The organism is Nonomuraea sp. ATR24 (assembly GCF_041950485.1).
GTDB classification, from domain to species: Bacteria; Actinomycetota; Actinomycetes; order Streptosporangiales; family Streptosporangiaceae; genus Nonomuraea; species Nonomuraea ceibae.
Window position 1 is genome coordinate 154,260 of record NZ_JBGNUU010000013.1, and the last position, 13,741, is coordinate 168,000.

The 13,741-nt window shown below is 72.8% G+C and carries 9 protein-coding genes; 4 read left to right on the top strand and 5 right to left on the bottom strand.

The window, feature by feature from the left end:
* Positions 1–757 precede the first annotated feature (757 nt).
* The 3 genes from ACBI99_RS28930 to ACBI99_RS28940 all read right to left on the bottom strand — a co-directional run bounded on the left by ACBI99_RS28930 (position 758) and on the right by ACBI99_RS28940 (position 7,850).
* Entirely contained in the window at positions 758–4,207 is a 3,450-nt protein-coding gene (locus ACBI99_RS28930) for a BTAD domain-containing putative transcriptional regulator (RefSeq protein WP_375073952.1), read from the bottom strand.
* Between the two features lie 104 nt (positions 4,208–4,311).
* On the bottom strand, positions 4,312–5,688 hold the full coding sequence (locus tag ACBI99_RS28935) for an alpha/beta fold hydrolase (RefSeq protein ID WP_375073953.1): 1,377 nt from the start codon (positions 5,686–5,688) through the stop codon (positions 4,312–4,314).
* Between the two features lie 95 nt (positions 5,689–5,783).
* A complete protein-coding gene (locus ACBI99_RS28940) occupies positions 5,784–7,850 on the bottom strand; it encodes a S9 family peptidase (RefSeq protein ID WP_219504726.1) in 2,067 nt (688 codons plus the stop codon).
* 45 nt (positions 7,851–7,895) lie between these two features.
* Between ACBI99_RS28940 and mshB the strand changes: the two genes are divergently transcribed.
* From mshB to ACBI99_RS28955, 3 genes are read left to right on the top strand one after another with little or no spacing between them, the layout of a single operon-like run.
* Positions 7,896–8,801 (top strand): N-acetyl-1-D-myo-inositol-2-amino-2-deoxy-alpha-D-glucopyranoside deacetylase, encoded by a 906-nt coding sequence (gene mshB, locus ACBI99_RS28945; RefSeq protein WP_219504729.1) that lies wholly within the window; start codon positions 7,896–7,898, stop codon positions 8,799–8,801.
* Positions 8,802–8,810: 9 nt separating this feature from the next.
* On the top strand, positions 8,811–9,221 hold the full coding sequence (locus ACBI99_RS28950) for a DUF6113 family protein (protein ID WP_364176691.1): 411 nt from the start codon (positions 8,811–8,813) through the stop codon (positions 9,219–9,221).
* An 18-nt stretch (positions 9,222–9,239) separates the two neighbouring features.
* On the top strand, positions 9,240–9,740 hold the full coding sequence (locus tag ACBI99_RS28955; protein WP_219504733.1) for a flavin reductase family protein: 501 nt from the start codon (positions 9,240–9,242) through the stop codon (positions 9,738–9,740).
* 46 nt (positions 9,741–9,786) lie between these two features.
* Here the strand turns inward: ACBI99_RS28955 and ACBI99_RS28960 are convergent, their stop codons facing one another.
* Entirely contained in the window at positions 9,787–10,713 is a 927-nt protein-coding gene (locus ACBI99_RS28960) for a hypothetical protein (RefSeq protein WP_375073954.1), read from the bottom strand.
* Between the two features lie 75 nt (positions 10,714–10,788).
* Here ACBI99_RS28960 and ACBI99_RS28965 point away from each other — a divergent pair, with 75 nt between their 5' ends.
* On the top strand, positions 10,789–11,202 hold the full coding sequence (locus ACBI99_RS28965; RefSeq protein ID WP_219504737.1) for a hypothetical protein: 414 nt from the start codon (positions 10,789–10,791) through the stop codon (positions 11,200–11,202).
* Between the two features lie 5 nt (positions 11,203–11,207).
* Here the strand turns inward: ACBI99_RS28965 and ACBI99_RS28970 are convergent, their stop codons facing one another.
* On the bottom strand, positions 11,208–13,709 hold the full coding sequence (locus ACBI99_RS28970; protein WP_375073992.1) for a penicillin acylase family protein: 2,502 nt from the start codon (positions 13,707–13,709) through the stop codon (positions 11,208–11,210).
* Positions 13,710–13,741 lie beyond the last annotated feature (32 nt).

The following is a 13,741-nucleotide window of genomic DNA, read 5'->3' on the forward strand; positions in this document are numbered from 1 at the left end:
GTGCCACGCCGTACCAGCGGCTGCCACACCCGGCGCGCGGGGGACGCGCCCGGGGTGGCGGTGACGCGGGGCCGGGACCCCGGCCCCGCCCGCCACGCAACAGGGGATGAGCCCGCTGGCGACAGCGGGCACGCCGGGGCACGTAAAGCTCCGCCCCCCACCGCGCCGGCCAGCGGGCACGGTGGGGCACGTAGAGCTCCGCCGCCACTCCACCGGCCAGCGGCCACGCCGGCCGGTGGAGTGGGGCGCTCGGAAGAAGCGCCCGCAGGAGACTCCGGGGGCAGCGAGGCAGGCGGGCGGCGAGTGTCCAGGGGGAGTCGCAGGGCGCGGCGGGCACCGGGGGTGAGTGCCCGAGGGGGCGTCGCAGGGGGTGCGGCGGGCACCAGGGCGGGGTGAGTGCCGAGGGCGCGTCGTAGGGGTGCGGCGGGCACCGGGGGCGAGCGCCCGCGCGTGCGCCGTAGGGGGCGTGGAGGGGCGCTGGGCAGCGGTGGGTGCCGAGGGGGCGTCGCAGGGGCGGCGGGCACCGGGGGTGAGTGCCCGAGGGGGCGTCGCGAGGGTGGGCGCGGTGGGGCACACCGTGGGGGCCGCACGCCGCCTGGGGATGAGGAGCCGGGTCGGGGGACGGCGGGCTCCGGTGGGCATGTGTGAGCTCCGGGGGTGCGTGGGTCCGGGCGTGTGGGTCGGGTGTGGGGGTGCGCGGGCCAGGGCGTGTGGGCCAGGGCGTGTGGGCCGGGTGTGTGGGGTCTGGTGTGTGGGGTCAGTGGCTGCGGGACAAGGCTGCGGCGGCCTTGGCGCGTAAGGGCTCGGCGTGGATTTCGGCGAACAGCGCCTGTGCCCGCTCCAGCTCCAGCGTCGCGCCGGGGCGGCCGCTCTCCAGCAGGAGCGTGCCCAGGGCCAGGCGGGCGCGGCCCTGGATGAGCCGGTCGCCGACCTCGGCGGCGACGTCGAGGGCCTCGCGCAACGTGCGCTCGGCGTCCGCCGCCCGCCCCAGCTTCAAGTGCGCCTCCCCGAGCCCCTGCAGCACGTACGCCTCCCCGATGCGGTCATGCGCCTCACGGACGATCCCCTTGGCCTTCTCGTACGCCTCCAGCGCCGGCTCGGAACGGCCACGGCGCAGCGACAACTCCGCCAGCCGCATCAGCGCCTGAGCCTCGCCCCGCCGCACGCCCTCCTGGGTGTAGAAGGTCAGCGCCTCCCTGAGCAGCGGGTCTGCCTCGTCCAGCCGCCCGCATTCGCCGTGGATGAGGGCCATGTTCGACAGCACGTACGCCTCCGCCGCCCGGTCGCCGACGGCGCGCAGCAGGCGCCGGGCCTCGGTGTAGCGGTGCAGGGCGCTGTCGAGGTCACCGGCGGCCCGGTCCAGCAGCGCGGCGTTGCGCAGGGCCAGCGCCCGGCCGTGATCTTCGCCGATCTTCTCGAAGATGGCCAGCGCCAAGCCGACCAGGGGAGCGGCGTCGTCGTAGCGCTGCTGGAAGATGGCCAGCGAGCTGAGCGAGAACAGCATCGCGCCCTCCCCACGCGCGTTGCCCGCGGCGCGGCAGGCGGCGAGCGCGGTCTCGGAGACGGCCCGCCAGTCGTCGAAGTAGCCGTAGGTCTCGAACAGCGTCACCGCCGTCATGGCCAGGCTCCAGGCCAGCTCGGCCAGTCCGTGGTCGGCCGCCTGCCGCACGGCGCGGATCAGCACCGGCAGCTCGGAGTCGAGCCAGGCGAGCGGCTCGTCCCCGAACAGTCGTGACCCGTCGATCGGCGGCAGGTTCACCAGGCCGCGCAGCACGGTGAAGTGGCCGCTGTAGTGGCGCCGGTGCGCCTGCTCCACCAGGGCCAGCAGGGTCGCACTCGCATGTTCGAGCACTGCGGTGCGGATCTCCCGGGGGTCCTCCGCGAACGCGTGTTTGGCGGCGAACAGCCTGACCAGGTCGTGCCACACGTAGTGGTCGCCCCGCCGCCGCAGCAGCGCCGCGTCCACCAGCTCCTGGAACGCCCGCTCCAGCACCGCCGCGGCGCCGGACGGTGAGGGGGACGGCGGGGTGAGGGTGCCCGAGATCACGGGATCGTCGACCATGTCCCGCCTCGTGCTGTCCGTCCGCGCCGATTCGGCCAGGGCGGCGGATGGGGAGTGGATGGGGCGGGGGAAGGCGGGGTGGGGTGCTGTGGTCAGCTCCCGGTGGAGGGTTCGGGTAGCGGGGGTGGAGATGAGGGCGTGGGCCAGCCAGGTGCTGATCTGCTGGCCGCTGATGAGGCCGAGGCGGCGGAACAGGGCCTGGGCCTGGGGCGAGAGGGCGCGGTAGCCGACGTCGAGGACGGCCTTGACGTCCAGGTCGCCGATCGTCATGACGAGGTCCTGGACGGCGGAGTGCGGCCAGGTGCCCAGGCTCGTGCCGGCGATCCGGAGGGCGAGAGGGTGGCCGCCGCACTGCTCGACCAGCAGGCGGATCGCCTCGGGGTCGGCTGCCGAGCCGCCGCCGATGTCCTGGGTGAGGAGCTCGGCCGCGTCCGGGCCGTCGAGCAGGCCCAGCCGGATCACCTGGCGCTCGGGCAGGCCGACGAGCGTGCGGCGGCTGGTCACCAGGACGGCACAGGACGCCCCGCCGGGCAGGAGCGGCTCGGTCTGCTGCATCGACTCGGCGTCGTCGAGCAGGACGAGCACCCGGCGTTCGGCCACCGTCGAGCGGAACAGGGCTGAGCGCTCCTCCAGGGTGCGGGGGACGGCGGGCAGGCCCAGGGCGCGCAGGAAGCGGGCCAGCGCGTCCTGTGGCCGCAGCGCGCCGGACTGGAGATCCACGTAGAGCTGGCCGTCGGGGTAGGTGCCGGCGAGCCGGTGGGCCGCGTGCAGGGCGAGCTCCGACTTGCCGACCCCGGCCTTGCCCAGCACCGCCACCACGGGCAGCGTCGTCCCGTGCCGCTCGGTCAGCAGCTCCTCGATCCGGGCCAGCTCCGCTTCCCGGCCCGACAACCGCGACAGCACCGGAGGAAGCTGACGCGGCACCGGCCTCGGCGCCGGTGCCGGTCGTGACGCCGATCCGGGCGCCGGTGTGGGCCGGGACGTCGGCCCGGGCGATGGGGTGGCCGCCGTTGCCGCCCCGGCTGCGTCTGAGGCCGGTCCCGTCGATGGTCCCGCCGCCCCTCCCCGGGCGGGCGCTGCCGGGAAGGAGGCGCTGGGAGCGCCCCGCTCTTGAGAGGCGGGGCCGCCCCGCTCCTTATGGGAGGCGGGAGCGCCCCGCTCCCTCTGGGCGGCGGGGCTTCGGCCGCCCTGCTCCTGGGAGGAGGATGTGGGGCCGCCTCGCTCCCGCTGGGAGGACGAGGCGGGGCCGTCTCCGGATGTCTGGGAGGAGAACAGGCCGCCGTCCGGTCTTGCGGAGGAGGGCGCGGGGGACGGATCGTCCGGGGCGGTGGGCCGGCCACGGGGATGGTGGCCGTTCAGGGGGCGGCCGGTCGGCTCCTGGGGTGGGGTGTCGGTGCGGGGGGTCGGAGGGGTGGGGGAGGCGTGGTTGAGGATGGCGTGCTCGATGCGGCGTAGCTCCTCACCCGGTTCGAGGCCGAGGGTGTCGAGCAGGTAGGTGCGGTAGGAGCGGAACACCTCCAGGGCCTCGGCCTGGCGGCCCGCGCCGTAGAGGGCGAGCATGAGGTGGCCGTGGGGGCGTTCGCGCAGCGGCTGGGACTGGGTGACGGCGCGGAGCTCCTCGATCAGCCGCAGGTGGTGGCCGAGCTCCAGCTCCAGCTCGACGCAGCGCTCGAAGGCGAGCAGGCGGCGCTCCTCCAGGCCGTGGGCGATGCTGCGCACCAGGTCGCTGTCGACGTCGGCCAGGGCGGGGGCACGCCAGAGGGTGAGCGCCTCCCGCAGGGTGCGGGCGGCCTGGTCGCGGGGTTGCGTCTGGGCTTGGGTGATGAGGTGTTCGAAGACGGTCAGGTCCAGGTCGGAGGGGGCGATGCGGATGAGGTAGCCCGACGGCTTGGTGATCACGGTCTGGTAGGGCTGAGCGGTGTCGCCGAGAGTGCGGCGGAGCTGGGAGATCCGGATCTGCACCTGGTTGCGGGGGGTGCCGGGTGGGCACTCGCCCCAGATGGCCTCCACGAGCCGGCTGATCGGCACCACCTGGTTGGCCTCAAGGAGCAGCATCGCGAGCACGATGCGCTGTCTGCCCCCGCCGAGCTCAAGCTCTCCCGCGTCGCCCAGGACTTGCAGCGGTCCGAGAATCCTGAATCTCACGGGTCGGATCATGCCCTGGTGCTTTTGCACCAGGATTGTGGACGGGTTGCATTGGCGCAATTTCGTAATATTGCGCCGTTTGCGAAACTTGGCCGGGAGGGTCGTCAGCACGTCGTGCCCTGGGACGGGAGCCGCCCGTCGGTGAGGTAGCGGTCGATGTGGTCACGGGCGCAGGCGTTGGCGCCGTACAGGGTGTGGCCGGGACCGTCGTGGGCGATCGTGACGCTGCCCGGCACCTGGGCGAGGATGCGCGAGACGGCGTCGAACTCGCCCCACGCGCCGGCGCCCAGCAGCGGCGGGAGGCCCTTGGGGAGCGGGGCGGGCGGGTTGGTGACCGGGGCGGGCCAGCCGATGCAGGCCAGCGACCCGGCGGCGAGGGTGTTGGCGGCGCCGGCGGTGGGGGCGGCGCGGCGCACACGGGTGACGGTGGCGTCGAGCTCCGCGCGGGAGGCGGGGCGCGGCCAGTCGGTGCACTCGGTCACGCCGGTGCTCTGGTCGGGATAGCGGGCGCCGCGCTCGGGGAGGAAGCCGGAGGCGTCACCGGCGTGGGCCCGGCGGACGGCCTTGGCCAGGGCGGGCCAGCCCGGCTCGCCCTGCCGGGCCCGCCCGATCGCGAAGGAACGCAGGTCACGGCCGGTGTAGGCGACGCCGGCCGCGGCCCGGACCGGGGTGCGGTCGGCCCGCCTGACGAGGGAACGGAACTTGCCGGGGACGTCGCGGCAGTCGCCGGAGGCGGCGCACCAGGTGAAGAAGCGCCGCAGGTGCCGCTCGTTGTCGGCGGCCATGGCCGCCACCTCGGCGCCCCAGTCGGCGGTGCTGTGGTTGAGGGTGCCGTCGAGGACCATCGTGCGGACCTGGCCGGGGAACAGGCGGGCGTAGGCCTGGCCGTAGATGCCGGAATAGGAGGCGCCGTAGTAGTTGAGCCGGTCGCCGCCGAGCGCCTTGCGGATCGCCTCCATGTCGCGGGCGTGGTCGGCGGAGCTCATGTGGGCGAACAGCTCGGGGTCGTTGTGGCGGCACACCTCGGCCGCCCCGCGGTTGGTGTCGGACAGGCGGCCGAAGCCGGCGTCGTCACGCGGGAACTCGGGGATCGGCAGGCGGGTCCAGGTGCAGTCGAGGCCGGTGGCGAGGCCGCCGAACTGGCGGCCGTAGCCGCGGGTGTCCCAGGTGACGAGGTCCATGCGGGCGCGGAGTTTCGTCCACCACGAGGACAGGCTCTGCGTCAGGCCGATGCCGGGACCGCCGGGGCCGCCGTAGGAGATCAGGACCGAGCCCTCGGACCTGCCGGTGGCCTTGAGGCGGCCCAGTTTGAGCGTGATGCGGCGGCCGTCGGGCTTGCTCCAGTCGACGGGCACCTGGAGGTCGGCGCACTCCATGCCGATCTTGTCGCCGGGGCACGGGCTCCAAGCGAGCGAGGGGGCGGGGGACTGTTGCGGGGTGGGCAGGACCAGGGCCAGCGCCAGCAGGAGGGGCTTGAACATGACGTTCACGATCGCGGACGCGGCGCCCCCCGCACATCGGACCACGGTCTGGTTCTGGCGGGTGCCGAATCAGACCGTGGTCTGTCAGACCTGGGTCACAGGTGCAGCGCCTTCTTCAGGAAGTCGACCTGGAGCAGCATCATGTTCTCGGCCACGACCTCCTGCGGCGTCATGTGCGTGACGCCCGACAGCGGCAGCACGCTGTGCTGGCGCCCGGCCGCGAGCAGCGCCGACGACAGGCGCAGCGTATGGGCCGCGACCACGTTGTCGTCGGCCAGGCCGTGGATGAGCAGCAACGGCCGTTCGAGCTTCGCCGCGTCACCGAAGAGCGAGGACTTGTCGTACACGTCCGGCTGCTCCGCCGGGTCCCCCAGGTAACGCTCGGTGTAGCAGGTGTCGTACAGCCGCCAGTCGGTCACCGGCGCCCCCGCCACGGCGGCGTGGAACACGTCGGGCCTGCGCAGCACCGCCAGCGCCGCCAGGAACCCGCCGAACGACCAGCCCCGGATCGCCACCTTCGTCAGGTCGAGGTCGTCGGGATACTGCTCGGCCACGCCCTGGAGGGCGTCGATCTGGTCGTCGAGCGCGGGCGTGGCCAGGTCGTTCAGCACCGCCCGCTCGAACGCCGGACCGCGGCCCGGCGTGCCCCGCCCGTCGGCCACCACCACGGCGAACCCCTGCTCGGCGAACCACTGGCTCTCCAGGTAGCCGCCGCGCCGGTTGAGGACGCGCTGCGCGTGCGGACCCCCGTACGGATCCATGAGGACGGGCAGCGCCCGCGAGCCGGGCTCGTGCCACGAGGGCAGCACCACGGCGGTGGACAGCTCGCGGCGGCCGGAACGGCCGAGCGAGACGCGCAGGTCGAGGCCGGGACGCTCGGCGTGGGAGGGGATCGGGATCGCCACGCCGTCGCGCCGGACGACGGTGGTGGCCACGCCCTCGGTGTCGAGGCTCTGCTCCGACAGCACGCCGACGCCGCCCGCCATCCGGCCGGAGAACACGCCGGAGCGGGTGGAGACGGGCAGCAGAGAGTGGCCGTCCCAGGTCCAGAGCTGGATCTCGGTGGGGTCGCCGCTCGCGCTGAACAGCACGCTGTCGTGGTCGACGTCGAGCACGGCGCGCACCTGGAGCGTGGGCGGGGTGACGGCGCGGTCGCCGACGAACAGCCGGTGACCGCCGTCGGCGGACGCGACCCAGACCAGCGTGCCGTCGTCGAGGTGGGCGGGCACGCCGGTGACGATGTCGACCCAGGCCGGGTCGGTGTCCTCGCGCACCAGCGTGGACGCGCCGGTCGCGGGGTCGACGGAGAGCAGGCGCATGGTCTTCTGGTCGCGCGACAGCGTCACGATCGACAGCGCGTGGGAGTCCCAGGAGGCGGTGGTCAGGTATTCGTGCTCGAACGGCACCGCGACCCGGGAGCCGTCGAGGCCCAGGACGAACAGCTCGGTGACGGCGTTGGGCGTGCCCGCGGCGGGGTAGCGCTGGACGGTCGCGGGCCGGTCGGGGTTGGCCGGGTCGGCGATGTACCAGGTCCGGACCGGCGCGTCGTCGGCCCGCTCGACCAGGAGCGCGTCGCTCGACGGCGACCACCAGTGGCCGCGCATCCGGTCCATCTCCTCGGCGGCGACGAACTCGGCCAGGCCGTAGGTGACGGTCGGGGACTCGGGCGTCGCCAGGACGCGGTCGGCGCCGGACGTCAGGTCGTGCACGTGGAAGGCGCCGCCGGTGACGTACGCGACATGCCGCCCGTCGGGCGAGATGCGGGGATCGATCACCAGGCCGGGCGTGTCGAGCCTGCGCGTGCTCCCGTCGGCCAGCTCGGTCACGTACAGCCCGCCGGCCAGCGCGAACGCCGCCCTGGTCACCGCGGAGTCGGTCGAGTAGGCGACCACGCCGCCGGCCTGCTCGCGGCTGCGCTCACGCCGGGCGCGCTCCTCGGCAGGCAGGTCGCCCTCGTCGGCGTCGAGCGTGCGCGGATCGACCACCAGCCGCTCGACGTGCGTCTCGGTGTCGAGCTCCCACAGGCAGGTCACCGGGTCGGTGCCGGACCTGGTCCGCAGGAACACGACCCTGCCGCCGTCAGGGGAGATCGTGAAGCCCCTGGGCACTCCGAGGGTGAAGCGGCGGGTCCTGGCGGCCAGGCGCGGGAAGCTCTCACTCATGGGCCCAATCCTGCCAGCAACCAGGCGCCCGTTACGCTTCGGACCATGATGGACCGACGTCTGCTGCTGGTGCACGCACACCCCGACGACGAGTCGATCGGCACCGGCGCGACCATGGCGCGCTACGCCGCCGAAGGCGCCCACGTCACGCTCGTGACCTGCACGCTGGGGGAGGAGGGCGAGGTCATCCCGGAGGAGCTCGCGCACCTGGCAGCCGACCGCGACGACGCGCTCGGGCCGCACCGCATCGGCGAGCTGGCGGCCGCCTGCGCCGCGCTCGGCGTCGAGGACCACCGCTTCCTCGGCGGGGCGGGCCGCTGGCGCGACTCCGGCATGATGGGCGTGGCCTCCAACGACCGTCCCACCGCGTTCTGGCAGGCCGACCTGGACGAGGCCGCCGGCGCGCTGGTCGAGGTGGTCCGCGAGGTCAGGCCGCAGGTGCTGGTCACGTACGACGAGAACGGCCATTACGGGCATCCCGACCACATCCAGGCGCACCGGGTGTCGCGGCGGGCGTGGGAGCTGGCCGCCGACCCGGCGTTCGGCGCGGGCGAGCCGTGGCGGATCGCCAAGCTCTACTACACGGCCAGCGCCAGGTCCGTGATGCGCCGGAGCAACGAGGCGCTGCGGGAGGCCGGGTCCGGGTTCATCGTCGAGGACGTGGACGAGATGCCGTTCGGTAGCCCCGACGACGTGATCACCACCGAGATCGACGCGCGCCCCTGGATCGGCCACAAGGCCGCCGCCATGCGCGCCCACGCCACGCAGATCACGGTCAGGGAGCCGTGGTACGCGCTGTCCAACGACATCGGCCAGGAAGTGCTCGGCGTGGAGCACTTCGTGCTGGCCGAGGGCGTACGCGGACCTGCCGTGGCAGGTCCGCCGATCGAGGCCGGAGGGCTCGGCGAGCCGCACGTCCGCGAGAACGATCTGTTCGCCGGCATCCACTAACCTCTCGATATGGAGCAACGCAGCCAGGCCGAGTCGGCGCTGGGCGGAGCCGCCTACGGGATGCTCTTCGTCCTGGGCGTCGTCATGGGCGTGGTGGGCGGCTTCACCCATGCCCACGACGGCGTGCGCCAGCCTGTCACGGCGATCGCCTGGCTGGTCATCCTGTTCGGCCTCAGCCTGGGGGCGGGCAGGCTGATGGGGACCCGACTGGGCTCCGCGGTGACCTCGGCGGGGTGGCTGCTGGTGTCGATGGCGTTCTCGTTCAAGCTTGGCGCGGGCGATCTGGTCATCTCGGGAAACACGCCCGGGTACGTGTATCTCTACGGGGGGATCGCGGCCGTGGTCGCGGCGTTCCTGCTGTCGCCCTCATCAGGGGGTTCGTGGTTGATGCACGGCCACCCGGAGAGCAGCCGGTCGTAGCGGCATAAAGTAACCTTCGTGCACCATGCGTCCATAGAGCGGCACGGAGATCGGCAAACGTACCGGAAAGTCGTCGGGCGTTTCGCCACCGGTGTGACGGTCGTCACGACCCGGCTCGGAGACGTCGACTACGCGATGACCGTCAACTCCTTCACGTCCGTGTCGCTGGAGCCGCTGCTGGTGCTCTTCTGCGCCGAGAAGGTCGCGCGCTTCCATGACGCGGTGCTGGAGGCGGGGGTGTGGGCGGTCTCGGTGCTGCCGGCCTCCATGGAGGACGCCTCGCGCTTCTTCGCCCATCGCGGGCGGCCGTTGAACGGGCAGCTCTCCCGGTGGGGGCACCACCGGGGGGAGACGGGGGTCGCGCTGTTCGACGCGGCGCTGGCGACGGTGGAGTGCCGGACCGACGCGGTGCACCCGGGCGGCGACCATTCGATCATCGTGGGGGCGGTGACAGCGCTGGGGATGCCGGGTGAGGGCGAGGCGCTGACGTACCACGAGGGGCGCTACAAGAAGCTCTGACGGTCCCACCGGCCCCCTGGAGATCGGGAGCCGGTGGGACGCCGCGTCACTGGACCGGGGGCTCAGGGACGGTCGGCTCGCCCGTCGGGAAGACGGTCGGCGGTGGCGGCTCGGTCGGGGTGTGACAGCCCGGCCCCGGGTCCGTCGGAAGGGTGGGCGGGGGGCCGGTCGGGGTCGGGGTCGGCAGAGGGCCGGTCGGGACGTCCGTCGGGACGTCCGTCGGATCAGGCGGAGGCGGCACGTCGGTGGGCTGGTCCGTCGGCGGGATCAGCGTGGATGTCGGCGTGGGAGTGATCGTCGGGGGCGGGGTGGAGGTCACCGTGGGCGGCATCGGGCCCGTCACCGTCGCCGTCGGCGTGACGGGCGGCACCGGGACCGGCTGACAGGTGATCGTCACCGTGGGGCCTGGCTCCGTGACGGTGACGGTCGGCCCCGGCTCGGTGACCGTGACGGTGACGGTGACGGTGGCAGTCTCCGTGACCGTCTCCGTGGGGGCCTCCGGGGGCGGCGCCGACGCGGTGACGGTGGCCGTGGGCGTGGCCGTGACCGTCTTGGTGGGCCACGGCAGCGGCTTGACCTTGATCTTCGGCTTGCCGCGCAGCTTGTACGCGCCCTTGCCCACCTTCTTCTGGACCTGGCCCGCGCCGGTGGTCACGGCGAGCTCGGCCGTGGTGGTCCGGCACGACTTGCCCTTGCAGGCGCGCTGCTTGACGCTGAACCTGGCGGCGCCGCCGTACTTGATGGAGACGTCCAGGTAGGAGACGCCCTTCTTCTTGACGATCTTCGTCTTGGCGGTGTAGCGCCCGACCTCGGGTTTCGGGGTGGCGGTGCTGGGGAGCAACGCCAGTCGCGCGCCGGGAGGGGTTTCGATGAGGCGTAGGGGATCGGTGGTCGACGTCTGGGTGATCGCGATTCCGCCCGCACCGGCCAGTGCCGCGGTGCCCAGCAGAGCGCCCAGGATGGCTAATCTCATAATCCTGCTCTTGTGGGAGATTTCAGGACGCAGGCCATTATCCCGACCTGTCAAGATTGGTCAAGACTGAGACGTATGGACAGGCGCTATCGGTTCCGGCGCGTGGTGAACTATGTCAATCTCACCACGCCGCTCGGCCTGCTGATCGCCGCCGCGGGCGGGGCGCGCCGGCAACCCGGTCCCGACGGGCTCGTGCTCGCGTACGGCTACCGCTACCGGTTCCCCGTCGCGGGCGCGTTCACGGTCGGGAACGTGGTGCTGACCAGGCGCGACGCGCTCAGCGACCGGCTGGTGCGACACGAGGGCAGGCACGCCACCCAGTGGGCGTGGTGCGCGGGGCTGCCCATGCTGCCGCTCTACCTGCTGGCCATGCTGGTCTCGCTGGCCGTCTGCGGCGACCAGGCGTCCTACAACCCGTTCGAACGCCTGGCCGACCTCGACGACGGCGGCTACCCGCGCAACGCCGCGCGCTGGCGCAGGCGGGCGTAGCCGCGTCAGGGAGTCAGCTTGAGCGTGTGCGCCGCCGCCTTCTTGACCGACTCCGGCTTCGAGCGCATCGGCAGCAGCTCGCCCCTGGCCCAGACGGCGGCCTGGTCCCAGTAGTTGTCGTGGAAGGCGTGCCCCGAGGCCCCGGTGAGGTTGATCCACTGCGACTTGTCCAGGTCGGACAGGTCGAGGACCATCCGCATCGACGGCACCGAGGTGATCGCGTAGTCCTCCAGGACGTTCCAGCCGGTGGCGTTGACCGCGTCCTTGTTGCCCGCGACCGCCAGCGGCCCCCGGTTGAACAGGGACTCGATCGGGCCGATCCCGGACGTGCCGAGCGTCTGGTGGGTGAGCGTGAGCCGGTGCAGGTCGCCCCAGCGCCACGCCTTGACGTCGTCGCCGAGCAGCTCGGTGAGCTCCCGGTAGGCGGAGGCGAGCGCCTGACGCAGGATGTCGTCGCGCTCCTCGACGCGCTCCTCGGTGGTGACGTCGTCCCAGAACGGGTCGCCGGGGGAGTTCAGCAGTCGCCCGACCACCTCGTACCAGCGGTCGCCGCCGCTCGGCCTGGCCGCCTCCGGCAGCTCGTCGTGGAAGGTCAGCCTGAGCAGGTGCCGCCAGACCGCGTTGAAGTACGCCGCCGGGGCCGAGTCGAGCCCCTGGGAGCCGTCCCAGCCGTCGAGGAGCTGCCTGGCCTGGGCGCTCGGCCCCGCCAGGCTCACCTCCATCAGCGCCGGGACGAGCGTCGCGGCCAGCCCGTTGTGGTCGTCCTGCTGGATGCGCGACATGGCGGCGGCGTCCAGCTTGCCCTTGCCGATCTCCTCCTTGAGCCGGTCGAGGATGCGCTGGGAGCGGAACCCGTACGACCAGTCCTTGGTCAGCAGCGGCGCGTAGCGGGAGGGGTCGATGACGGCGTTGTTGGCGGTGACGATGTAGCCCTCGGCGGGGTTGCGCACCGACGGGAGCTGGTCGTACGGGATCGGCGCGGTCTTCCAGTCGTACTCGCCGGTCCAGCCGGGCACGGGCACGGTGCCGTCGCCGTTCTCGCGCACGGGGATGCGGCCGGGGGCCTGGTAGCCGATGGTGCCGCTGGTGTCGGCGTAGACCAGGTTCTGCGCCGGGACGTCGAACAGCGCGGCCGCCGCCCGGAACTCGTTCCAGTCGCCCGCCTCGTTCAGCGCGAAGATCGCGTCGGCGGTCCTGCCGGGGGTCAGCGCCGTCCACGACAGGGCGACCGCGTTGGCCTCGCCGCTCGGCTTGACGGTACCCATCACCTCGTTGACCAGCGGCCCGTGCCGGGTGCTGCGCACGGTGATGGTCACCGGCCGCCCGCCCGCGACCTCGATCTTCTCCTGTCGCACCTCCAGCGGGACCCGCTCGCCCCGATAGAGGTAGGTGTCGCCGTCGACCTTCTCCAGGAACAGGTCGGCCACGTCCGGCCCCAGGTTGGTGAACCCCCAGGCGATCTTGTCGGTGTGCCCGATGACCACGCCGGGGACGCCGGAGAAGGAGAACCCGGTCACGTCGTAGGAGCACGCGTCGCTGAGCTCGCGGCAGTGCAGCCCGGTCTGGTACCAGACGGAGGGCATCTGGGCCGACAGGTGCGGGTCGTTGGCCAGCAGCGGCTTGCCGCTGACGGTGTGGTCGCCTGAGACGACCCACGAGTTCGAGCCGATCCCGTCGCGCTCGGCGGTGCTCATCGTGCTCGGCACCGCCTTCAGCGCCTGCGCGGCCTGGGCGAGCACCCGGGCGCCGGTGCGCTCCTCGCGCGGCGGCCGGGGGTCGGCCCGCTGGTCGTAGACCTCCTTGACGACCGCGCCCACGGTGACGATCGGGTCGTGCTTGTCGTACGGGTAGCCGGGGTAGAGCTGCTCGACCCGCTCGGGCGGCAGCTTGGTGAGGGCGAGCGCGCGGTCGATCTCGTCCTCGAGGTTGGAGCGCAGGTCCCACGCCATGGCCTTGAGCCAGGAGACGGAGTCGAGCGGCGTCCACGGCTCGGGGGTGTAGCCGCCGTTCTGGACCTTCAGCACGGAGTACTCGAGGCTGCGGTCGGAGGCGTTGGGGTTGGCCGCGAGCCAGGCGTTCACGCCCTTGGCGTAGGCGTCGAGGTAGCGCTTGGTGCGCTCGGTGAGCTCGGTCAGCTCCTGCTCGGCGACCCGGCGCCAGCCCATGGTCCTGATGGCCTTGTCGTTGTCGAGCGTCGCCGTGCCGAACAGCTCGGACAGCCGCCCGGCGGTCACGTGCCGCCGGAAGTCCATCTCCCAGAACCGGTCCTGCGCGTGCACGAAGCCCTGGGCCATGAACAGGTCCTCGGAGGTGCCAGCGTAGATGTGCGGGATTCCGCTTTTATCGCGATAAATCTCTACATTTCCGGTTAACCCCGGCAACCGGAGCGTGCCTTCCAACTGCGGGAACGACTGGCGTACCGTGTGGACGAGCACCCCCGCCAGCACCAGCGCCAGTGCCAGCAGAACGGTCAAGATCCGCGCGGACCAGCGCAGTGGCCACGGCATCCACGCGTACGGCCTGAACCTCACGAATACCT